12 protein-coding genes and 1 pseudogene are annotated in these 25,442 nt (G+C 38.1%); 3 read left to right on the top strand and 10 right to left on the bottom strand.

Annotated features, from left to right (window positions below; genetic code table 11):
• Positions 1–205 precede the first annotated feature (205 nt).
• The 7 genes and pseudogenes from B9A52_RS24705 to B9A52_RS24680 form a co-directional block, all read right to left on the bottom strand.
• Positions 206–764: pseudogene (locus tag B9A52_RS24705) on the bottom strand (hypothetical protein); the annotation flags it as partial.
• Between the two features lie 178 nt (positions 765–942).
• A complete protein-coding gene (locus B9A52_RS24700; protein ID WP_084123226.1) occupies positions 943–2,052 on the bottom strand; it encodes a glycosyltransferase family 4 protein in 1,110 nt (369 codons plus the stop codon).
• Positions 2,053–2,111: 59 nt separating this feature from the next.
• A complete protein-coding gene (locus B9A52_RS24695) occupies positions 2,112–3,194 on the bottom strand; it encodes a glycosyltransferase family 4 protein (RefSeq protein WP_172805286.1) in 1,083 nt (360 codons plus the stop codon).
• Positions 3,195–3,304: 110 nt separating this feature from the next.
• The gene (locus B9A52_RS24690; RefSeq protein ID WP_084123224.1) at positions 3,305–5,002 is read right to left on the bottom strand and encodes an asparagine synthase-related protein; all 1,698 of its coding nucleotides are present in this window, start codon (positions 5,000–5,002) and stop codon (positions 3,305–3,307) included.
• A 269-nt stretch (positions 5,003–5,271) separates the two neighbouring features.
• The gene (locus B9A52_RS24685; RefSeq protein ID WP_172805285.1) at positions 5,272–10,806 is read right to left on the bottom strand and encodes a LamG-like jellyroll fold domain-containing protein; all 5,535 of its coding nucleotides are present in this window, start codon (positions 10,804–10,806) and stop codon (positions 5,272–5,274) included.
• Between the two features lie 825 nt (positions 10,807–11,631).
• On the bottom strand, positions 11,632–11,880 hold the full coding sequence (locus B9A52_RS25790) for a hypothetical protein (RefSeq protein WP_157370292.1): 249 nt from the start codon (positions 11,878–11,880) through the stop codon (positions 11,632–11,634).
• A 463-nt stretch (positions 11,881–12,343) separates the two neighbouring features.
• A complete protein-coding gene (locus tag B9A52_RS24680; RefSeq protein ID WP_157370291.1) occupies positions 12,344–16,126 on the bottom strand; it encodes a fibronectin type III domain-containing protein in 3,783 nt (1,260 codons plus the stop codon).
• Between the two features lie 544 nt (positions 16,127–16,670).
• On the opposite strand from B9A52_RS24680, the gene B9A52_RS24670 reads away from it, so the two are divergent.
• Genes B9A52_RS24670 through B9A52_RS24660 form a run of 3 tightly spaced genes read left to right on the top strand, consistent with a single transcriptional unit; the run spans position 16,671 to position 17,983 of the window.
• Positions 16,671–16,964 carry a hypothetical protein gene (locus B9A52_RS24670; protein WP_084123220.1) on the top strand — a complete coding sequence of 98 codons (294 nt, stop codon included), beginning with the start codon at positions 16,671–16,673 and terminating at the stop codon, positions 16,962–16,964.
• Complete coding sequence (locus B9A52_RS24665) at positions 16,922–17,551, top strand: hypothetical protein (RefSeq protein ID WP_172805284.1); 630 nt, start codon at positions 16,922–16,924, stop codon at positions 17,549–17,551. The genes B9A52_RS24670 and B9A52_RS24665 overlap by 43 nt, the downstream gene beginning before the upstream one ends.
• Positions 17,552–17,569: 18 nt before the next feature.
• Positions 17,570–17,983: a transposase gene (locus tag B9A52_RS24660; protein WP_084123218.1), complete on the top strand. Its 414-nt coding sequence runs from the start codon at positions 17,570–17,572 to the stop codon at positions 17,981–17,983.
• 197 nt (positions 17,984–18,180) lie between these two features.
• On the opposite strand, the gene B9A52_RS24655 is transcribed toward B9A52_RS24660, so the two are convergent.
• The 3 genes from B9A52_RS24655 to B9A52_RS24645 all read right to left on the bottom strand — a co-directional run bounded on the left by B9A52_RS24655 (position 18,181) and on the right by B9A52_RS24645 (position 24,969).
• Positions 18,181–19,605, bottom strand: a complete 1,425-nt coding sequence (locus tag B9A52_RS24655; protein WP_084123217.1) for a pectate lyase family protein — start codon at positions 19,603–19,605, stop codon at positions 18,181–18,183.
• Positions 19,606–19,969: 364 nt separating this feature from the next.
• Positions 19,970–21,220, bottom strand: a complete 1,251-nt coding sequence (locus B9A52_RS24650; RefSeq protein ID WP_084123216.1) for an IS4 family transposase — start codon at positions 21,218–21,220, stop codon at positions 19,970–19,972.
• 194 nt (positions 21,221–21,414) lie between these two features.
• Positions 21,415–24,969, bottom strand: coding sequence for a LamG-like jellyroll fold domain-containing protein (locus B9A52_RS24645; protein WP_084123215.1), 3,555 nt, complete (start codon positions 24,967–24,969; stop codon positions 21,415–21,417).
• Positions 24,970–25,442 lie beyond the last annotated feature (473 nt).

The following is a 25,442-nucleotide window of genomic DNA, read 5'->3' as shown; positions in this document are numbered from 1 at the left end:
AGAAAAATTTTAATAAAAAGAATATTCTTTCAAAGTCAAATATATTTATTTAAATTAACCTAAGGAGTTTTTTTCTTGAAAAATTTCTTTCAAAGAAAATTATACCAATCAATTTTGTTTTAAGGGATTTTATTTTTTATTGGGTGTATCCGCTTTTTTGCACTTAACAATGAACAGCTGCTATGACCAACCGCTCAAACAAAGATTATATAAAATATCTTCTGTTTAGCTTTTATACGAATTCAAAAAGGTAGTTCTTTAAATGTTTATAGGTGATCATATGGTGGAGAGGATCTGACTCGGCAGCCACTGTAACATTCGCCTGTCCTTGGCTTTCCTTTCCCCTTTTCATGTTCTCTTTCACTTGTTTTTCAGTAGCCAACCACACAAAGAACTTATCAAATTCGATCATATCCTTTAATATTTATATTTAGAATCCCATTTACCCATCATCGCACGACCTTTATGAATTAGCTTTAAAGAGGTATCGTAACTGGTCAGTCCAACCTGTTTTTGGAATTCAAGACAGGAAAATCTCTTTTTTTTTTTGTTGCTAAAAGGAAAATCAAGGCCAATAACTAGGTATGGAGAGATACCCTACTGCATTACATCATAGTCCCGCTTTTCAATGAACTTCTCCTTCTGAAACAGCGGTATTCAAAGAATTTTCAACCGCTGAACCAGTAGTGCTTTGTGATTGATTTACAGGTTTTACAGCAAATCCCTGACTTTTTCTTACTTTCTTTAAAATAAAATTCACAGCTTGACTAATTGGGAAATTAATACATGTATTGTAATATTGTCACAATGTTTTGTATTTAAGTACAAGAAACAAATGCAATAATCCACGAGCAAATCAAAGACATCAATTGTTAAATTTTGTCACGTGCGTTAATGTGGATAAACATGGTTATAAAAAATGAATTTATACTATATATTTAATTATAAACATTTAATTTGATTCATTAACTTATTCCCTAAATATTTATAGTCATGATTTTCTTTCACATAAGCAATACAGTTTTTTGACCATGTCAAATACTTTTCCATTGTTAAATTTTCAATGATGCTACAAATTTCATTTTCATTTTCATAGACATATCCCAATTCATATCTGTTTATTAATTCATCTGGATTGGCAGTATGGGTAGTCAAAACAGGTGTGCCTGTACACATAGCCTCTAAAAAAGTGTTGCTAAACCCTTCATATCTTGCTGTACTTAATAGAAATTTGGCTTTTGAGAGAAAACCCAAAATATCCTCTCTTCCCACATTCCCTAAAAATGTAACATTTTTAAGTTTTCTCAGGTTTTCCACACTATCCTCGGTTTCCTCATCTAGGGGTAGCAGTGGGACTCCTGCAATCATAAAGTTTTCCTTGGGTAATAATTCTGCAATTTTGAGCAATAAAGCCATATTCTTTCTATGTCTAAAATTCGCAATCCATGCAATATGTCCCTGAAGTTCAGTTTTGATCTTCAAAAATTCTTCATTTATAATTGTAGGATTATAAATTTTCACAATTTGTTGCTTTGGAAATTTTCTTTTGAGGTTAACAAATTGATACTCATTTTGCGCCAAAATCAGGTCAGCAGTTGCAAAGGACTTTTGAATGTAAAAATTGTCTATTTTTGATTCAGTTAGAAAAATCCTTTTATCCACCATTTCATCGCTGGGAATCCGGATTATGTGCTTAATTCCTAATATTTTACAGAAAATATTAATATAGAAAAAATACCATTTAGGAATGGATGAATAGACGTAATCACATTTGGCTGTTTTTAAGGTTTTAAAGTAAGCGGGTAATTTGTAGGTATACCAAGACCTGATTCTTTTGACATTTGGATTGTAAACCGTTATTGTCTCAACCCAATCAAATTCCTTTTTCTTTGGCCTTGTTTCAGTTTCATAAATTACCTGCTGAATATCAAATCCTAATTTATTGAATGCATGCATCCAAACTAAAGTCTGTACAGCAGCCCCGCCTCTTGGATTGCCACCTTCTACAATCAGTTCGATATTTGCAAATTGTGAAAATAAAATTTTGGGCATTTTGATTAAGTTTTATAAGATGAGAAAATTTAGGTTTAATTAGAGTCTGACAAAATTATTCAGATATTCCCAATTACTTGCATGAATTCTTTTCCTAATTTCAAATAATCATGATGGGAGAGAACATACTCAATACAATTTTTAGACATGATTTTATATTTTTCGTTATTTATATCATTAATAATTAATTTGAAATCTTTTGGATCCTTGTAGAGGATCCCTAGTTGATGTTCATCAATGATTCCGTCGGGATTAACATTATAAGTTGTAATTATTGGTGTTCCAACTATCATTGCTTCCAAAAAAGTGTTGCTAAACCCTTCGTATCTTGAAGTGCTTAATAGATACTTTGATTTTGACAGGAATTTCAAAATCTCATCTTGAGAAATTGCACCCATAAATTCAACATTGGTTAACCCTTTAAGCCTAATCAAATATTCTTCAGTTTCAGGGTCACTGTAACTTAGGCTTTGACCTGCTACTTTAAAAAATAATTTAGGATTTTGGCTTGAAATTTCAAACAAAAGCTTCAGGTTTTTTTGATATCGAAAATTGGCAACCCAAGCAATGTAACTTCCTTCATCTATTTCTTTGATTTTTAAATATTCTTTTTCTATTACAATTGGATTGTATATCTTTGAGATTTTTTTATTGGGATAGTTTTCTTTTAATTTTTGAAATTGAAATTCGTTTTGGGCAACGATAAAGTCGGAAAGTTTATAACCCAATCTAATATATAGCTTTTCTAAAGGCTTAATACTTTTATCTAAATTGAAATCGACATTTTTATCATTAGCTATCCTCATAATATGTTTAGCTCCAGTCAATTTGCAAATCAAACACAAATAAAAAATCTGCCATGTTGGATTTGAAGAAAAAACATAATCGAACCTGTTTTTTGAAAGTACTTTAAATAGTTTTGGGAATCTGTAACTGTACCAGACAAGGAATTTTTTATATTTTGTAAAATTATAGGTAGGAACAGTTGTGATCCAATTATAGTTCTCTTTAATTTTTCTTCCATCGTTTTCATACTGTGCTAGAAACACCTCATTTCCCAAACGAAAAAAGGCTTTCATCCAAACTAGTGTTTCTACATTTGAACCTCCTTTGGGGTTCCCGTCCTCTACAATTGAGTCCATATTGTAAAAATTTGTAAAATAAAATCTGGCCATTTTTGTTTATTTGGTGTTTATAGATTCCACAATTCAAAGTGGAATTATTTATTTTTACAGCATAAAAATTTTAATTCTTATTTTTTGAATAAATTAAGGATTGAAAATAAGATTACAATTCGGAATGCTAAAATATTATTGTCCATTTTTTTTTGAACTGAATTTTTTTCTTTTAAAAAACTATAAAATTTATTTGGCATAATTTTTTTTATTAAATCCTTCAAGTTGTAATTCTTTGAATAATATAATTCAGTGTTACTGTATTTTAAGTTTTTGTGAAGTTCATTTATAAAGTCTTTGTCAAAAATTGGATTATCTGTATTTTCTTTTAGTCTTTTAGTTATAAAATTCACAAAAATTTCCGATTTAGTAAAACTTTCCATGCCTGAAATTGCTTCTTTAGAAGCAAATGGGACCTTCGGTAAATATTCCTTGACTATCTTTTTCCAAAGAACTTTGCCTGTTCTAATTTTGTCAGGGTGAGATTTGACTTGCTGAAAAACATTCTTTGATAGTAAAGGGGAAATTTGTTCTACATAGGCCAATTTTAAATCTCCAAGCGCAGAAATCATACATTGTAACCTATATTCATGATAAAGTCTGTCTCTCCACTGTGCTAAACTTTCATTTTGTTTTTTTTGAAGGTAAGTCGGTAGGGTTTGGTTAAATTTTAAATCCTTTTCTATTTTATTAAAATTCTTGAATTCAGGAAAAAATTTAATTCCTAAAGATGTAAAAACATCAGATTTTGAATAGACATTATGCCAGCCAAAATTTTCATCTCCTCTAATAATTATATCAATTTTATTTTCGTGTAGTGTTTTCCAAATTTTAAATCCATCTAGGTAACCCCCAAAGTGATCAATCCTACCTTCGCCATTCCTTAAAAACCTTTCAAAAATTAAATCTACTGGTTCATTAGAAAAGGATGTTGAAAAAAAATCATGTTCAACATTTAGCTTGGATGCCAAATTCTTGGCAATATAACTATCTGATTCATGGTCATTTAATGATTCCTTTAGTCCCCAAGTGATGGTTTTTATGGGATTAACCTTATTTTTTTTTAGTATATGCAAAATCCCTCTACTATCATAGCCCCCAGATAAAGGAAGAACCCATCTAAAATAACTAAGATCCATGCCAAGAAAAGTTTGGTCTAGATTTTCTTGTAATTGTTTTTCAATATTCTCTGCTGATTTGTTGGTGGTTTGGTAAACAATTGGAAATGATTTTATTTGTATTTTCCACAAACTTTTCTCTAAAACTATCGAAGAATCTGGGGGCAATTTCTGAATTCTTTTATCCCAAGAGAAATCAGGTCCCAATGTGCCAGTAGTCAATATCCATGGTATTACATCGTGATTGAATTCAAAGCTTTCTAAATAGTGAATAATCGCAAACTGAGAAGTTGCTGCAATTAGTAGGTCATCATCATGATAATACCAAACTGTTCTCGAACCCGCAACATCAGAAATGATTTCAGCATAAGTCTCGTCATCCCTAAAGAGGGCAAAAGATCCATCAGGAAATTCGTTTAAGGGTTGATGCCAATTGGTATAATCTCCAAATAGAACTCCTAAACATACACTGTTACCATGATATCTTATGTTACTTTTTGGATTTAGGATACCATAAGCGATTTGATGATCAACTTTTATTTGTGGCTGATTGGGTGTAATATTATCAGGGGTAATAAAATTGATTACGGTTTTCAGTTTTTCTTCAGTGCTTTCACTGAATCCTTTTTTTGAACATATCCAGATTATTTTTGACATAAATAATTTTTTTTTAACTCTTTTTCAAACCTATTGAAGTATTGCAAACATATAATAATTCATTTCAATAATCTAGTACTCATATCTAAATAAGGCTCTCAATTTTAGAAAGGAAATGAATAGGATTCTCGGCTTAGCTGGTTTGTATTTTTAAATACCGGAAAAAATAGCCTGACGGTATACTGCCAGGCTATTTAAATAGCTTACTTGTTCTTCTTTCAATAACTTAATAATACCTTGGACTGAAGCAAGACCTTTCCCCCATCGAATTATTTTTTTATAAACCTGAATATCTCTCTATGTTGTGCATCCTGTAAAATCAACATATAATTCCCAGGTTTCAATCGCAAAGGACTGAGGTCTATTTCAATTTGGAATCCTTTTAGTTCCAAGACCTGTTCCATCAGTAGAACACCTCGCATATCATATACTTGGCCTTTTATTTCCCCTTCTTTTTCCCACAGCGACATTACCTTAATCAATGATTCCACCGGATTCGGATAAAGTAGAGGATCTGATTTTTTTGCGAAGATTTCGGGAGAGGCCAGTATTTTTGAGTCTATAGCGGCTATCTCTGCATTGTTTTTGGGAGAATTGCTACCCATCCTCATCATTTGACTATTGCTGGCAAGCTGTTGGATGTCATTGGAATTGAGTGCACTGCTATAAAGCCTGAGATCATCTATACTTCCTTCAAATCGTTGAATTGTACCCAATGCACCGATGACCAAATCACCGGAATTAGTACCAATAGTAAAGGGTAAATATGACTTGGCAATATCTTCTTTGCCATCGATATAAATTTTACTGGTGGTACCATCAAAAGTAGCTGCCACATGGATCCAATTACCAACTTGGTTGCTATAGTTGAAATTTGACCGTAGCCGATAAGTAGCACCATTGTTTCCCCTGTTCAACCTGAATTCAATCTGCCCATCAATATCCAACCATAATTCAAAACCATTTCCTTTAGATTTGCTGATTATAGTGTTTCTCCCGATTTCATCAGGTCTTACCCATGCCGATATTGTCAGTTCTTTAGGTATTTCCAAATTAGGGCGGTGAGGTGCAATACCAAACCTATTGCTGTTGCCACTTAAGGTAATGGCTTGTCCTATTACTCCCGTTGTCCAGAATACTCCATCAGTATTCAAAATATTGGCATGATTGCCATTACCGGAATTGTCCATCATGGTATTGCCACTTCCCTCGTCCATTTTCCAATGACCTTCCAAATTACTGGGTAGGGGGGGAGACGGGGGAGCATTATCAATTAAGGCCTGAATTTCTGCTGTATTCAGTGCAAAATCATACAACCTTAGTTCATCTATACTTCCAGTAAATCGTTGAATTGTACCCATAGACCCAATGAACAAATTCCCTGAATTAGTACCAACAGTAAACGGAGAATAAGTTTTGGAAATATCTTCCTGTCCATTGATATAGATTTTACTAGTGCTTCCGTCAAATGTGGCAGCCACATGCATCCAATTACCCATGTTATTACTATAATTGAAATTTGAGCGTAACCTATAAGTGGATCCATTATTTCCACGATTTAACCTGAATTCAATCTGCCCATTGATATCTAACCAAAGTTCAAAACCATTTCCGTCAGATTTGCTAATAACAGTACTACGGCCTAATTCAGCTGGGTTCACCCAAGCAGTAATGCTGATGGCATTGGGAAGAGATAATTGTGGATGGTGGGGCGTGATACCAAATCTGTTGGTAAAACCGTTTAAGGAGATGGCCTGCCCTATTATCCCATTAGTCCAGCTAACTCCGCTAGTATTTTGAATATTCGAATGGAAATTATTTCCGGAATGGTCCAGCATTTGATTCCCACTGCCCTCGTCCATTTTCCAATAGCCAATCAAATTCCCTGATTGAGGGTTAGTTGGAGGGTCGGTTAAGGGTGGTTCTGTATCTGGAATTTGGCCCATAAGTAAGAGAATTTCATTTTTACTTAATACACGGTTGTAAATGCGTAACTCATCCAAGTCACCTATCCACCGTTGAATGGTTCCCATAGACCCTAGGGTCAATGCACCCGAGGTGGTTCCAATTTCAAATGGGACATAGGTGGCCGAAGTATCCTCAACACCATTGACATAGAGGGTACTAGTAATTCCATCAAAGGTTGCAGCTACATGTATCCATTGGTTTAAAAAACCCCCATAATTGAAACTGGATCTCATGCGATAAGTTGTACCATTATTGCCCCTATTTAACCTGAATTCTATTTGGCCATCAATATCCAACCATAACTCAAATCCATTACCCGCGTTTTTAAAAAAGATATTTGCTCTATTTAAGGCAGAAGGTTTGACCCATGCAGCTAAAGTGATGGCTTTGTCAATGTTCATGATGGATTGATGGTTAATTACCCCATAACGTCCAGTTTGCCCATTCAAACGTATTGCTTTTCCTTCTTTTCCGTTGACCCAGGAAACATCTCCCGTATTTTGGATTGTGGCATGCAGGTTATTGCTGCTTTGGTCCAACATCCGATTGCCACCTCCCTCTTCCATAGGCCAATAGCCTAATAAACCGCTTAATAAAAGTAAATCAGAAGATCCAATACTGAAATTATTTGGTTTCGACCAAGCTGAATAAATACTGTTATTTCGCGCTCTTATCCTCCAAAAATATGCTTTGCCACTTGACAAACTGCTCAAATTAAGATTGTTGCTGTTAATGTTCTGGTTTTGATATACTAGGTTGATAAAATCCGTCTTTTCCGAAATCTGAAGGTGAAAGGCATCGGCATCTGCTATACTTTCCCATGAAAAGTTAATATTGGAATTAGAAAAATTACTTGAATTAACCGGCAATAAGAGAACAGGTGGATTTAAGTAAATATCACTACTTACAGTATTGATAGACCAAATATAACTATATTTCCCTGATCCAGCTGGATTGTAAGTTTGTATTCTCCAAAAATAGGTTTTGTCGGATTGCAGACTGTTCTCAACAAAAGATGTTCCTCTTATTCCATTTCTTCTAATTACGTTAGTGCTGAAATCGGAATTTTCGGAAATTTCCAGACTATAGCTCTCTGTATTGGGCTGATTTTCCCAAGTAAATAATGTTTGATTGCTACCAATTACTGTTTGATTTGCCGGGCTGATTAGATTTGTGGCAGATGGACGTCCTGAGAAAGTAGCGGCTCGTACCTTGTGGATATTTGAAAAAGGACCTGTACCCAACTCATTGATCCCCTGAACTCTCCAATAATAGTCTATATTACTACTCAAATTGTCAATTGTTCTTGATGTTCCGGTCAATCCTCCGACATTTGTCACAAAGCTGCTAAAGTCAGGAGACGTGGATAGCTGGAACCGGTAACTATTGGACCTTGGGTCGGCTGCCCATTGAAATTGTATACTGGTTGAAAAAACGTTGGAATCATGTGCCGGACTTAATATTTGTATTGCATCCGGTTTTTGGGAAAAACCGGTAGTCATAAAGGCATGTGCGATAGAAAAACTTCCGAAGCCGGAGCGATTTATCCCCCTTACCCTCCAATAATAATTTGTGTTAGGATTCAGATTGGGAATCAAAAGAAAGTTTTCTTGAACATTGCTGTTTATAAGTGTAATATCTGAAAATTCCGGATTTGTGGAGACTTCCACCTGATATTGTTCTGCACTGGAACTTTCCAACCAATCCAATTGAACTGGGACAGGGATAATACGTACTCCATTTGATGGACGGAGAGCTATAACAGGTTCTGGCCGATTGTCCAAACTCAAGGTTCTGAATGTTCCTGTACTGGAAAAAGAACCGTTTCCAGAATCATTGCTTGCCCTGACCCTCCAATAATAAAGCTGGTTTTCCTGTAGCCTAGGGGATTGGAATTTGTTATCAACAATGTTTCCTTGATTAATGGGCAAAGTGGTAAAACTTGAATTGGTTGAAACTTGTATTTGATAAGTTTTGGCATTGGGAACCTTTGCCCAATTAAAAATTGGAGTTAAGGAAATGTTTTCATTACCATTTCCAGGATAAGTCAAAATTGTTCTTCCAGGTACTGTATTTAGACTTCCTGTCTTAAAAGTACCCACTGTGGAATAGGGTCCATTTCCGCTCGAGTTACTGGCCCTCACTCTCCAATAATAGTTACTATTGGCGTCTAAAGAGGAATGGACCAAGCTGTAATTTTTTATATTGTTAACGCTGATCACATTGCTGCTAAAATCATTGCTTTTTGAAATTTGAAGTGTGTATAGGTTCGCATTTAAAACAGGGTCCCAAGCAAAACTGATATCTACGGGGCTTACGATTACATTATTTCCCGGCAAAACCAATTTCACCAATTTAGGAACCCCTGGATTTTGTAGGGCAATCAGGTCTTGTACCAAACTGTTCAAATAGACTTCAATATCCGTATAGTATGGACTCAAATTATGCTCCTTATCGTTGACCTTATTGGGTTCCAATCCATTGGAGACTTCCCAGGCATCCGGCATCCCGTCCCCATCCGTATCTTTTGGTGCTGCCAAAGATTGCAGTAATGGCCATCCTCCCACATCCTTTTGACTATCGATGATACCCAAATCTCCAGAATTAGACCCTTTAAAGGTGTAAGTCCCGTTTCTTACCTCATTAATAATTCTAGTATCTACTGCATCTCTTTTTAAGCTTGACCCTACAAAATCCAAAACAAATTTATAAGCTTGCTCTGCGGTTCGACTATTACTGTACAAATTATTAGGAATGGCGAAAGGCACTAATCTTCCTTGACTATCTTTGTTTTTTATTTGTTCAAGATATTCTGTTTCTGCCGAGCCGCTCTCCATTCTAACTCCTAACCATTGGTTCTTAGACAAATCAATTGTCGGCATGTAATTTCCTTCTAAATAAAACTTCCCATAGGTTGAAGGATCATTTTCCAATCTCGTGGGATTCAGAAATTTTTTAGAAATAGTTTGGGCGTCTGTATTGGCAAAGGTTGCTGGACCTGGTTTAAAGTACGAATTGTAAATATTTACCTTAGAATTTGATCCACCGTCAATAGCCCTAAAACTATAATTATAAACTACAATATTCCTTATATCGTGAAGCGAATTTGAGAATTGATTGGATTTTGCAAGAGCAGGATTTCTGATCCTATTATGTACATAAAGATTTTGGTATAAAGAGAGTTTATCTCCATAATTTAATGAACCAAGCGAGTTATAGTCTGCAAGGCCCTCAGAAAAAATAGAATTTTGAACAGTAATATCTAATCCATGAGAAATTGATGCTACCTCATCAGTACCCCATGAAAAAGAACAGTGGTCGATAATTATCATTGAACTTCTAACGATTTCAAAGGCATCTTCACTATTTGTAGGATTTGTCGGATGGTTTACATAAAGGTCTCCCAGTCTAGATCTTATGAATCGAATAACGACATTGTTTGTTGATTCGATCCTAAGGGGATAATTTTTAATGGTAATGCCATCCCCAGGAGCAGTTTGTCCGGCAATAGTCAGATCTTGGTTTCTTACATTAAGTCTGCTTTTCAGTTCAATGGTTCCTGATACGTCAAAGACGACAATTCTTGGACCAATGGCTTCCACTGCAGCACGGAGACTACCAGGTCCCTCATCATTTAAATTGGTTACTTTGATGACCTGACCGCCTCTGCCTCCCGTGGCATATTTGCCAAAACCCTCTGCACCAGGGAAGGCAATTACTTGTTGAAGATTGGGGTCAAAGTCAGAAGCGGGAAAAGTTTGGGCTTTTAAATTAAAGGAGAGAGCTATTGAAAAAAATAAAATAAGGTTAATGGTCCTTATGAAGGACTTATTCAAATTTAACATGTCGGAAATAACTAAGGCTTATAAATTTATTTTCTGTCCTTTTTCAAGAACTTTTTTCATTTAAGCAAATACTTTGCCTATTTGTGAATTTGGTAAAATATTTTTTTTATGGAGTAAATATTCCATTTAATGGTTATCTGCTTCTTTGCCATTAATCCAATATTCTACTACAAACAGGTCTGAATCCCGATGGAGGAAGAAGTCTAAGGTAGCTATCTGGACTAGACAATGGAATCCTTCTCCCCACAAGGCCTGCGCTGGCGCGGTCTCCCGAAATTCTTCGGGACAGGCTATTGTCTTCCTTCCCACTACCCTTCCTAATTGAGGTTGGTATTATAAGATAAGGTTTTCAGCAACAGCCCCGTCGGGGCTTGATATCGGTAGCCCCGGGTAAGGTGCTTCGTGCCTTTTTCGGTTTCGGTGATCCTAGGTGCACCGCAACCCGGGGTTTTGATAGCGACGATTAAAGCAATTTCGGTCATAGAGTTTGTTTGGAACTCAAAGTCGCTTAACCGAAATGTGGAATACAAGTCTATTTAGAAGAGTATTATTTTTCATGATTTTTAGTGAGTGATGTCAATTTCATCTTTTCTGCACCAATTCTCTTACTTTTTTGCCCCGATAAGTCGGGACAGGCTTTGACCAAAAAAGTAACAATCCCGATAGCTATCGGGACAAGACAATGGAATCTCCCGCAATTCTGCGGGACAGGCTTATCCGCCCACAAGGCCCAGCCGGCCCGGCCCCCCGAAATTCTTCGGGACAGGCTATTGTCTTCCTTCCCACTATCCTACAGAAATAATGTTGGAGTTCAAATTAAGAATTTTCTTTGGCATCCCCTCTGGGGGCAAAATATCGGTAGCCCCGGGTAAGGTGCTTCGTGCCTTTTTCGGTTTCGGTGATCCTAGGTGCACCGCAACCCGGGGTTTTGATAGCGACGATTAAAGCAATTTCGGTCATAGAGTTTGTTTGGAACTCAAAGTCGCTTAACCGAAATGTGGAACGCAAACTCAATTCGGTAGAGGAGTTAATGATGTTCTTTTCAGTGAGAGACATTCTTTTCATTTTTCTTTCTTTTTCTCTCTTACTTTTTTGCCCCGATCCCGATAGCTCGGGACGAGACAGGCTCTTGTCTTCCCGCACACTACCCTAAGAAATGAGGGTTGGTGTTCAATTAAAGAGATTTTTACTAACAGCCCTGAAGTGGGCTGAATATTATTAGCCCCGGGCAAGGTGCTTCGAAATATCTTTAGGCTTCTGCCAACTTCTATGCACCGCAGCCCGGGGTCATGATAGCAGCTATTCAGGCAATTTCGGTCGCAGAGTCTGTTTGGAACTCAAAACCTCTTTACCGAAATGTGGAACGTAAACTCTATTCTGGATATATAAATGATTTTTTGATACTACAATACTCTCTATTTCCAGAAGTCTCCCAGAAGGATGGCCAAGAAGGCTTCTATACACGCCACACCAAACATCCGACATCGGTCATCGGTCATCCCACACTTTTCATTTTCAATCAAACCTTTCAATTCTTAATTATTTTCTTACTCTCAAATATTCCAAATCCCTGAACCCTTATGACATACACTCCTTTGGGCCAATCGGTAGGGATTTCCAGGGTGATACTTTCTTTGATATCGTTCACAGCTTCCTCAAAGACTGTAATGCCATTACTATCCATAATACTGATAATAACCTCTCCTTCTATAGTTCTTGAAAATTCGAGATGTAAAATATCCTCAAATGGATTGGGGTAAGCCTTTATTTTTACAGGTGAAGATCTGGCCAAGAGAACAGATAGATCTTCTTCAATGGTAAAACTCCAGGTTTCAGATTGACTGGAAGGTCTTTTTCCATTTGCCTGCACCCGCCAAAAATATTTTTCGCCGCTTTCAAGACTGTCCAAAATATAATTGGTGTAGGATAATTCTTTGTATTGCATTAATCCTTCTTGGAAAGTACTATCCTTGGATACTTCCAATTGATAATTATCCGCTTCTGGTACCATTTCCCAAACAAAAGCTATCGAAGTAGTGTCAACCATTATCCTATTCGCAGGACTGACCAATAGGGGAGAGGCCAAAGGAGGAAGAGGTTCTGTTTTGACAAGCCATACAGCGGAATAAGGACTGGAACCTGAAGCATTGATTGCCCTCACCCTCCAGAAATAAACCTGATCTGGTTCAAGCGTTGCTATATTGATCTTATTACCGGTCACCCCATTGTTATTGACCACAATTTCCTGACTGAAATTGGAAAACTTAGACACCTGAATCTGGTATTTTTCAGCGGTATTCACCGCTTTCCATTCAAAAGCCACATTTGTTGCATTCACAGTGGCAGATTGAATAGGACTTACCAATTCAGGAGTAGTTGGAGCTATCAAGGATATTTTGGTGGTAAAACTCCAAATATTCGAATAAATACTGTTCCCTGCTTTATTGCTTGACCGTACCCTCCAATAATAGATTTTTCCCTCTTCCAGATTTTGCAGACTGAAGAGGTTTTCGCTGATATTGGCTTGGTCAATTATCCTTACAGAAAAATCTCTGGTATCGGATACATGGAGTCTATAGGAATCAGCACCAATAACGGTTTCCCATTCCAACCTAACAGAGGTATCCATATTAGGTTGACCATCAGCAGGACTCACTAAATTTGGAGCCGTAGGACCCTTCAAAGTTTCAAATTTCCAGGTTTCAGAGAAATCGCTGCTTCCCCCCTCATTAGAGGCATTGACTCTCCAGTAAAAGGTCGTTCCTGCTTCCAGGTTATTTATATCAAAGGTTTCGGTGGGAATATTGTATAAGTCAAACTGCTTTCTGGTGAACGCTTCATCTTTTGCAATTTGGACCCTATATACCTCTGCATTTTCAGGTTTGGTCCATTTTAGCGAGATGGTGCCAGTCAAACCGCTGCTTAAGTTTTCAGGTCCTAGAAGGACCGGAGCCGTAGGAGCTTTTATAGTTGCTTTAGTTGTAAAAGACCATATTGTTGACCAATTGCTATATCCGACTTCGTTTGAAGCCCTTACTCTCCAATAATACTGGATTCCGGATTTTAAATCACTGATTTGGATTTGATTGGAGGCCAAATTATCTTGATCTAAAAAGAATGTTGTAAAATCAGATTTCTCAGAAAGTTGTATATGGTAAGTTACTGCATCTTCAATTATATTCCATTGAAAATCAATAGTATTTGATAAATTCAATGTTTTGTCAATTGGCGTAACAAGGACAGGTTGATCTGGAACAGTTTTTTCTTCAACTTCAATTATGGAAAATTTAATTGAAATTGTTTCACCTTCCATCCCGCCTTTGTTGGCTTCTTGATAAGGTGTAGCCGTTAAAGTATAATCACCTGTAGAAAAAGGCCTGCCTGAATAATTCCCATTACTATCCCCAAAAAGTGCATAAGGAGCTACATTTTCTGTAGTTGAATGGGTAATTGGACCTGTGATAGACATGAATAAACTCCCAACTATAGTGGGGCTTGTATTAGCCCGCATATTCAGGTTTAAATTCTGAATCAATTCTGAATCAATTTTCATACCATCAGATATTTCAAGAATTTCATTATTATTAGAGGCATCTATCAAAGTAAAACTTTTTACTATCATAGAATTCTCTGAACCAATAACAGTTATGGTGGAACTGTCTGTAAAACCTCCATCCTGTGTTTTTGCTGTGATGGTTGCAGTACCAGAATTGACTGCTGTAACCAATCCACTAGAATTTACTGTGGCAATTTGAGAATTGGAAATAGTCCAAAAAACGGTTTTATCAGTTGCATTTGAAGGAGATAGATCCGCCTTCATTTGATAGTTTTTCCCAATTTCCAAAGATAATTCCTCGGGATCTACGGCAATCCCTGAAGTTTTAATAGTGGAATTTGGTTCGCTGATATGCGACACCATACTATTGATATATACCTCAATATTGGTGTAATCCTGATTCAATGAATATAGACTATCATCGGCCTTGTTTGGGTCCAAACCATTTTCAATTTCCCAATTATCGGGTATACCATCTCTGTCTGTGTCTTTTGGAGCTGTTAGAGATTTTAATTCCGGCCAACCTCCTACGTCATTTTGGCTGTCTATTATGCCTAGTAAGCCAGAATTAGATCCTTGAAAAGTGGTTGTCCCCGTCTTTAATTCATTAATTAATCTTTTGTCTACATTATCTCTAACTAAACTTGCACCTACATTTGCCAATACTTCTTCATAGGCCTCTTGTGCATTGAGATTCTTGCTGTAAAGTCCAATAGGTATTTCAAAAGGAACTAGATTCCCATTTTCATCTTTATTTTTACAGTTTTCCAGATATAACTTTTGATTCGTACCATTTTCAAGTCTTACTCCCAACCATTGGTCTTTTAACAAATCAACAGTAGGCATAAAATTACCTTCCAAGTAGAATTTTCCATATGTTTCAGAATTACCGTCCAACATAGTTGGGTTCAGGAATTTTTTTGATATTGAAGAAGCCTCTTCATGCGCTAAAGTGGCCGGGCCTGGTTTAAAATAGGAGTTGTAAACATTGACTTTACAATTTGGTCCATTATCTATAGCTCGAAACCCATAATTGTAAACCACAATATTTCTGATATCATGAAGCCCGCTCCCAGTAAGAGAGGATATTGAAGGATTCCTGATTAAATTATGTACATAAAGATTTTGGTAATATGAGAGTCTATCGCCATAATTTAGTGAACCAAGAGGGTTATGGTTTCCAAGAGCTTCTGAAATAATGGAATTTTGAATGGTTATATCCAATCCGGTGGCAATTGAAGCTACTTCATCTGTACCCCAAGAAAAGGAACAGTGGTCGATTATTGCATTGGAACTTCTTACTATCTCAAAAGCATCCTCTTTATTTGTTGGAAAAGTCGGATGGTCAACATAAAGGTCTCCAAGTCTTGACCTGATAAACCGGATAATAACATTGTTTGTATTTAAAATCCTTAAAGGGTAATTTTTTAAAGTTATGCCATCCCCTGGAGCAGTTTGCCCAGCAATAGTCAAATCACCGTTACTTATATTAAGCTTGCTTTTGAGTTCAATGGTGCCTGAAACTTCAAAGACAACAATCCTAGGTCCTTTGGCCTCCAAAGCCCATCTTAAACTTCCAAGACCGCTGTCGTTCAGGCTGGTAACGATATAGACCATTCCTCCTCTTCCACCAGTTGCATATTTTCCAAATCCCTCTGCCCCTGGAAAGGAAGGTATGGATTGATTTTGTCCAAAGGATAATGTGACCGGTAAAAAGCTGATTAACCAGATTAAAATCAACAATATTTTTCTCATAGGTACAGGCATTTTGTCCCATATTTTTGAATAGGGGATTCGTTTATCCTGCTGACTTTGAAAAAGTCAGCTTTTTTTAATTTCGCTGAAGGCTTGATTGGGGTGATTAAGCTTTCAGATTGGGGTGATGATTTTTTTAATCAGATTCAATTTTGGGGATTGTTTTTTCTTTTTCCAAAAATTTGTGGTGCAAACCATAATTCAAGACAGTTCAAGCAAATTTGTATAAATGAAAAGTAACCTTAATTAGTAGTTTTCATCAAATTTTAAGAATAGAGTGAAGATAGTGGCATAAACCTCCTCTCACCGTCATTCCGAGTAGTAAAAATTGGCATTTACAGAAAAGGAAATGACGTATTAAATTTGCGGAAATTCTGTGCAGTTTGGCCGATTGGAGTATAGTGCACTTGCCTGTTTCCGAGTATGGTACCGTGAGTGATAGACAGAAGTATGGTACTGCGATTTTGCTTGTCCGCATGGTAGCCTTTTAGACTGTTATCCCACGGGCACAGGGTTTATTCTTACCAATTTATATTTTATATGTATGGAAAAGATTCATCATCATTCGGCTGGTATGGATATCGGTTCACGCAATATTTATATCGGCATCGAAGGGGAACAGGTAGCTGTATTCGGTACCTTCACCCATGATTTTAAAGATGCAGTGTCATATTTACTCTCCCACGGAATCAGGACTGAGGCCATGGAAGCTACGGGGAGTTATTGGATAATTCTTTTTGATGTGCTGCAAGCTGCCGGCCTGGATGTATGGTTTATGGCAGGCAGACAAGGCAGGTGCCGGGAAGAAAGACCGATGTCAAAGACTGTCAATGGATAAACCAACTGCACAGTTACGGTTTGCTCAACCGCTGCTTTGTGGCCGAGGGGCTGGTCAAAAATCTAAGGAACTATCAGCGTCTGCGGGAGGACCACATCAGAAGTGCTGCCATGCATGTGAACCACATGCAGAAAGCCCTGATCGAAATGAACCTCCGCCTGCCGGAAGTGCTGAGCCAGGTACATGGCAAGAGTGGCCTGTCTGTCATTGAAGCCATATTGGCCGGTGAGCGCAACCCACATGCCTTGTTGTCCTATTGCCATTCCAGTTTGGTCAAGAACAAATCAGAAGATATTCTCAAGGCTCTGGAAGTATACTACACCGAGACAGGTCTGTTCAGTTTATTGCAGGCTTATGAGGCGCATCAGTTTTACCAGGGACAAATCCTTGCATGTGATAAAAAGATAGAGGAGGTTTTGAACCGGCATAAGGATCTTCCCCAAGAAAAGCCCAAAAGAAAATCCAAACCCGTAAGACATCATAAACCCACCGTCGATGGACTGGAGGATCATCTCAGGTTATTGTTCAATGGTAAAGATGCCACCCAATTGTCCGGCGTCACTTCATACACATGGTTTCAGTTGTAAACAGAAACCGGAGAGGATTTGAGCAATTGGAAAAGTGAGAAACACTTTACAAGTTGGCTTGGATTATCGCCGGGACAAAACCATTCCGGCAAGACACGAAGGAGTAAATCGAAGGGGAAACCAAGGGCAGGTCAAATTTTCCGTACTATAGCCCAATCACTGCTTACAAGTAAGCGTATTGCATTGGGAGAATTTGGACGGAGGATCAGGGCAAGAAAAGGATCAAGAATCGCGGTAAAGGCAGTAGCAAGAAAATTGGCCGAGCAATACTGGCGGCTCATAGTGAAAGGTCAGGATTTTGTGGAAAAAGGTGTAGAGGAATACAAAAACCGTTTATTGGCCCAAAAGGGGAAGTATTTCCAAAAGCTTGCCATTGAACTCGATGAGAAAACGGCAGTGATGGAAATATCTCATAACCAATACATTACATGAGTATACAAAAATACGTCATTGGTAGTGGAGAAAATTGGCATTTACAGAAAGGGAATGACAATAGTTCATTTTATTTATATGATTGGTTTAAATTTAATTATTGTAAAACCAATAAATAATTGAATTTTTACCTATATGTCATTGGTACCATAAAAATAACTTCTGCCTTACCTCTTAAGACCTTCCTTTCCGACAGGCTACTTAATAATATGCTCCACCAAACTGTTTAAATATACTTCCAAATTGGTATAGACCGGATCTAAATCATAGAATCGGTCATCCCTACGTTCCGGATTTAGTCCCTTGGCAATTTCCCATTCATCGGGCATGCCATCTTTATCTGTATCCTTTGGTGCAGGAAAGGATTTCAGTTGAGGCCATCCGCCTACATCTTTTTGGCTGTCGATAATACCCAATAAACCAGAATTAGATCCTTTAAAAGTTATTGTCCCTGTCTTTAATTCATTAATTAATCTTTTGTCTACATTATCTCTAACTAAACTTGCACCTACATTTGCCAATACTTCTTCATAGGCCTCTTGTGCTTTGAGATTCTTGCTGTAAAGTCCAATAGGTATTTCAAATGGGACAAGAATTCCATTTCCATCGGTATTTTTACAGTTTTCCAGATATAACTTTTGATTCGTACCATTTTCAAGCCTTACTCCCAACCATTGGTCTTTTAACAAATCAACAGTAGGCATAAAATTACCTTCCAAGTAGAATTTTCCATATGTTTCAGAATTACCGTCCAACATAGTTGGGTTCAGGAATTTTTTAGATATTGAAGAAGCCTCTTTATGCGCTAAAGTGGCTGGGCCTGGTTTAAAATAGGAGTTGTAAACATTTACTTTACAATTTGGTGCATTATCTATAGCCCGGAAACCATAATTGTAAACAACAATGTTTCGGATATCATGAAGCCCGCTCCCTGAAAGAGAGGAGATTGAAGGATTTCTGATTAAATTATGGATATAAAGATTTTGGTAGTATGAGAGTCTATCCCCATAATTAAGAGACCCAAGTGGATTATAGTTTCCAAGGGCTTCAGATATAATTGAATTTTGAATGGTAATATCTAATCCAGTGGCAATTGAAGCTACTTCATCTGTACCCCAGGAAAAAGAACAGTGGTCTATAATTACATTGGAACTGTTGAAAATCTCAAAAGCATCCACATTTAGGGTGGAACTTATTGGATCATCAACATAAAGGTCACCAAGTCTTGACCTTAAAAATCGGATAATAACATTATTTGTATTTAAGACTCTTAAAGGGTAATTTTTTAAAGTTATACCATCCCCGGGAGCAGTTTGCCCGGCAATAGTCAAGTCCCCGTTTCTTATCTGCAGTCTGCTTTTGAGTTCTATGTTACCAGACACTTCAAAGATTACGGTTCTTGGGCCTTTGGATTCTAATGCCCACCTTAAACTCCCAAGGCCACTATCGTTAAGGTTTGAAACTATATAGATCATTCCGCCGCGTCCACCTGTTGCATATTTTCCAAATCCCTCTGCACCAGGAAAGGCAAGTTTTTTTTCCTGAGAAAAAAGGCCCTCATTTGGAGTAAAGTTAAAATTTGAATAGCTTAGGACAAATATAAAGATAATAAGTGCCTTCATTTATATACAATATTTTAATTATTTTAAGTTGAACGGTTAAAAATAAGGTATTGTAGCAATAATAACGAAAAGTTGTTTTTCAAATAGTATATTTTTAAAAAAAAACATAGTTACTTTTCAATTGTTTTCAACACAAATATTTGAGCCTATTGATTTTTTTATAGTCACACGAAAAAGGCGGAAAAATAGTAATTCAAAATAATTCTTATGCAGAGACAAAAATGAACGGCGAATCAGACTTCTGACTAGGGTCAAGTAAGAAGTAAGAATCCAGGTTACTGGCAAAGAAACGAAAAACTATATTTTCAATTACTGTCATCCGACTAAATTCTAAAACGTGGAAAGAATCCTTCTGACACTCTAATTAAGGGGAATTTTTTGAATTTTGAAAAAGACCCCCCTTATTTAAACTGAACAATTCAAATTGTACTATTTTCAGATCCCTGTCCAGACTGGATAATCTACCTGATCTGACAAGCTTTATCAGCGAAATGTAGGAGCACATGTTTATTGCTGCCATGTTTACGATGGTTACAAACTGTTCAGCTTCTCTGCACTGCCTGTGAATTACCGAAAACAACAAATTGGCTATCAGAGCTATCCACACCTGCGTTTTGATTCCCTCCATGCTGTCCGAGTAAAAATATCCCAGTTCAAAGTTTTGTTTCAGCTGTTTGAACAGAATCTCAATGTTCCATCTGTATTTGTAAAGCAGAATGACTGTACTGTCACTGTAGTCAAACATATTGGATACAAACTCCAGTACCTTACCGCTGACCGGGTCTTTGTAAATGATCAATCTTGCCTTTAAAGGGTCTTTTGTTGGGTTGAGCATGATTATCTGATCGGAAACTACCCCTCCATCAGCATATTCACTGATGTGGTTTGGCTGTCCTTCCAGAACCAGGTAATCTGCATTGTCATTGAGCCGGGTTACAAAATAGGCTCCTTTTTCGGTCCATTCTTTCCATTTTTGATAATTGACATACCCTTTGTCAAAGACATAAATTGCTCCTTTTTCAGCTTCAAGCTGTCCGAGAAAAGATTTATCGTTGCATGCCGCTTCTGTAATATGTATCAGGGCGGGCACGAAACCGCCCAACGGCATTTTGGCATGTATTTTAAGCCCTCCTTTCTTTTTGCCTGTCATCGGATTGCGTCCGGCACCTTTGAATACATCCACGAACAGCGAAATTGTTGAAGAACCAACGATTATAACTTTTCCTGTATCCACTTGCCCGGCCAGAAAGCTACATTCAACGGGGCTCAACTCTTCTTTATAATGTTCCAGAAGTTGCTGATAAATCGATTCAAACACTGTACTGTTCCGGTTGATATTGGCATCACTGAGCGTACTGACCGCAGGAAGTTTATCTATACCAAGATATGTTAGCCGGTCTTCGAGGAATAGAAGGTTTTTACAAAGACTGTTAAGTGAATGACATTTGGTGACGACACCATAGAGCATAAAGACAAGTTGCTTCCATGTGGTCATGGTCTTATAATACCTGTCACTCAGGTGCTCAGACACACAGAAGTCAACAATTTGACGGGGAAGAAAAGAAAGTAGCTGACAAATTACCGGTTGACCCGCAAGATTTGTATTTTTGGCCATGATGTTTTTGGTGTGGTAACTTCAAACATCGTAAACTTTGGCGAGGTGTCAAAACCTCGCCATTGTACTTTTTCAAGATTATCAAAAACACGCAGTGTTTTTGTCGGATGACAGTAATTTTCAATAGTATTTAATAATTTAAAAACCTTCGAAAAATCAATTTTTGAAGGTTTTTAAATTAAACTAATCTGGATCTATTTTTTAATGAACTTGATATGTTTCTTGCTGCCATATCCCTGATCCAGGATTAACAGGTAGGTGCCGGCGGCCATCCTTACCGGTGCAAGATCGAGTACAATCTCGCCATTTTCCGGTACTGCTGACCTGTTGATATACTGCCTGCCCATCATATCGTACACCATAACCCCAACTGTGGTTTCCTCTCTGCTGTTCAGCTGAATATGGAGTCGGTCCTCGACAGGGTTCGGATAGATCTTGAAGCCGAACATTGCATCATTTTCAGGATCTTCTATCGACAACTGTGCTTCATCATTGATTTGTTCTTTGACCGAACCTTCTGATTTTCTGGCAATATTGGACGCATTGGTATAAAGATCCGTTATTTCAGAAATGTCCAATGCCCTGCCGTAGAGCCTGAGGTCATCAATGGCACCGTTGAAGCGCTGTATGGTCCCCAGTGACCCGATGGTGAGATCGCCTGATGGGTTACCTATGGTAAACGGTGCATAGGTGGCTGAAATGTCCTCAATGCCGTTTATGAATATCCTGCTGGTGGTTCCGTCAAAGGTTGCCGCCACATGGATCCATTCTCCCACATCCCCTGTGTAGTTGTAGTTTGACAAAAGCCTGTATGCCGCCCCGTTGTTTCCGCGGTTGAGTCTGAACTCGATCTGTCCGTTCTGGTCAAGCCACAGTTCGAAGCCGTTTCCGTCAGCTTTGGAAATGATGGTGTTCCTGCCCACACTTGTTGGTTTGACCCAGGATACAATGCTGAGGGCCTCTGCTATTTCCAGCGATTGGCTGTGGGGCGCCACTCCGTATCTTCCCGACCAGCTGTTGAAGTTGACGGCCAGTCCGATTATTCCCGGTTCCCAGAAAACGTTGGCCGTATTCTGAATGGTAGCATTGTTCCCGTTGCCGGAATGGTCAATGAGTACATTGCCGGATCCCTCGTCCATCTTCCAGTGGCCCACCGGACCATCCGGCACTTGACCGTCCGCTACGGTGGCAAAGCTGCGGGTTTCGGACCAATCCGAACTGCCCTCACCGTTGTAGGCCCTTACGCGCCAGAAATAGGCGGTTTCAGGCAGCAGTCCTGTGGCATTAAAGATAATATCCGGGCCGTTGTCCACATCTGCAACCATACTTCCAAACCCAATGTCAGTGGCCAGCTGTACCTGGTATCCGGCAGCGAAGTCTGAGGTCAGCCAGGAGAGCTGTACTTCGGGGGCAATGACCGAGGCATTTCCGTCGGCAGGCGCAAGAAGCTGCGGTACAACAGGTAACGGGATTTCTCCGTCAAAGAGGCCCGATATTTCCGATCCGTCCAATGCCCTGCCGTAGAGCCTGAGGTCGTCGATGGCCCCGTTGAAGCGCTGTATGGTTCCCAGTGCGCCGATGGTGAGATCGCCTGAAGCGGTACCTATGGTAAACGGTGCATAGGTGGCTGAAATGTCCTCAATACCGTTGATGAATATCCTGCTGGTGGTTCCGTCGAAGGTTGCCGCCACATGGATCCATTCTCCCACATCCCCTATGTAGTTGTAGTTGGACAAAAGCCTGTATGCCGCACCGTTGTTTCCGCGGTTGAGTCTGAACTCGATCTGTCCGTTCTGGTCAAGCCACAGTTCGAAGCCGTTTCCGTCAGCTTTGGAGATGATGGTGTTCCTGCCAACACTTGTTGGTTTGACCCAGGAGACAATGCTTAAAGCTTCGTTGATTTGGAGTGATGGGTTGTGGGTTGCAATACCAAACCTACCGCTTTGACCAGTAAGGTTGACAGCCAGTCCAATTACACCTTGCGACCAGTTAATTCCCGATGTGTTTTGAATGATTGCGTCATTTTCGTTGCCTGTATGGTCAATCAATATATTGCCAGAACCCTCTTCCATTTTCCAATGGCCGACCAATCCCAGGTTAGAATTTTTTTCTGAAACAGTGACGCTTAATATTGATGAAAAATCCCCATCTTCTGTTCGGGCTGTAATTGATGCCAATCCTGCGGCTATCCCGAAAACCAATCCACTTGGATTTACTGTTGCTATAGAGGCATCGGAAGTAGACCACACTATAGTTTTATTTGTTGCATTTGATGGTGAAACTATAGCTGAAATCTGTTGTGAATTTCCTGCTAAAATTATCGTATTTGTAGGAGTTACTGAGATTCCTGATACAGGAACAGAAACTGAACCTACAATAGAGAATTGGAGGGTAAGGGAGTCGCCAGCTAATCCACCTCTATTGGTCTGGGTGTACGGTATTGCTGTTAGGGTGTAATTTCCTTCAGTAAGATTAATTCCAGAATTGTTAAATAAGGTATATGCAAATCCATTATCAGTTCTAGATGCATTAACGGGTCCGGATAAGGATATGAAGACACTTCCAACACTGCTTGGATTGGTATTTACCCTGAAGTTCAAATTTTGATTTTGAACTTCATCAAGAGATATTTGCAGACCGTCATTAATTTCAAGGATATCAGTTGAATTGGTTGGATTGATTAATGTGAATCCTGCAACACTTAAATTCTGGGTGTTTTGAAAAACAGTGATTGTGGAATTAGCAATAAAGTTGCCATCTACAGTTATAGCACTTATAGTAGCCGTGCCTTCAGAAATCCCCGAAACTAACCCATTTGAATTGATCGAAGCAACATCAGGATCAGAGGAAGACCATGTCACAGTTTTATTTGTAGCGTTACTTGGCAAAATAGCGGCGGAAAACTGTTGGTTGTTTCCCACCAATAAGCTTAAGTCTGTTGGTGAAATATTGATTCCTGTGACACTTATTGGATTTTGCGGGGATAGATTACATTTTGTCTCTGAATTATTCAGACTTGTTGGTTGTGATGCATTTTGATGGAGAATAATTCTATCAATTTGATGATGGGAAGACCTTGCAGATAATTCCATTATATATTCCCCTGGTGAATCAAATTGGACAAAAATTGGAAAGCCATTATTGTCATTAGTTTGTGTACCCCACGCCCAATTTACGTTACTGGCGAAAGCCTTAAACCAACCCCCGGACCCTGATCCCATAGCAGTTGGCGTTTTTCCGCTACCTCGTGGGAAAATTTTAATACCATCTTTTTCCGCAAAAAAATCACTGGCATTTGGAAATCTGACCCAGGTATCATTATGTTCAGAAGACCTAGTCCCCCGACCAACAGCACTCCGGAATTGAAATCTATAAATCCCCGGATTATTGATAAAAATAGTTGTGGTTATCAGCCCATTACCAGGAACCGAGAAATATTGAGGTCCTAACCAAACAAGATAACCTGATCCGGTAAACCCGGCATTGGAATTTTGAACGGTCCAACTGGATGAATAAGTTAGGTTTTCTGCTTCCATTACAACCAGACCATTTATTTCTTGGAATTGTGATTCACAAGCAAAATCAGCTTCAGAGTTATTATATTTAAAAATATTTTCTAGGATAACATCCTTTTTTTTATCTATTGACTTTGCTGATAAGTAGGGTATTTGCTTGGATTTTGTTAAAGTACTGAAAGAGAATGAGCTAAACAGTGTAAATAAAACAAGTAATTTTAAAATTTTTTTCATGATTAGTTGTAGAAATGGTTTGATAGATTAGATCATTATGCATACTTTGATATGTTTATAGTAAAAATATGGAATTTTTTGTATAAAATCATATTTTTCCAATTAGGTCTTTTAGCTATCAAGGTCAACTGTCAGCAGTGCTTCAATTACTATAAATTCATTCCGGAACAATATTTCCATTCGAACCAAGATTGCTTCCCGAATTATTTCTGTACGATTATTTGAATACTCGCGATTCAAGAAGAGGCTTGTTTGGTTTTCCTACAGATTTCCAAGCATGTATTTGGTTTTCAAGCGGATTAAACCCGATTATGTTTATACAGCCATTCCCACCTGGTCAGGTTTTTATGTAGGGCTTATTTGTAAATTGTTGGGCATTAGGCATATTATCAGAGTAGCCAATGATCCTGAGGTCGAGTTTTCCCTGAATCCAAAATATCCTTTCCATCATAAAAAACTAATTAATGCATCCT

Source organism: Aquiflexum balticum DSM 16537, from assembly GCF_900176595.1.
Taxonomy (GTDB): domain Bacteria; phylum Bacteroidota; class Bacteroidia; order Cytophagales; family Cyclobacteriaceae; genus Aquiflexum; species Aquiflexum balticum.
The sequence above is the reverse complement of the archived record's forward strand: the minus strand, read 5'-3'. Positions and strand labels throughout refer to the sequence as shown.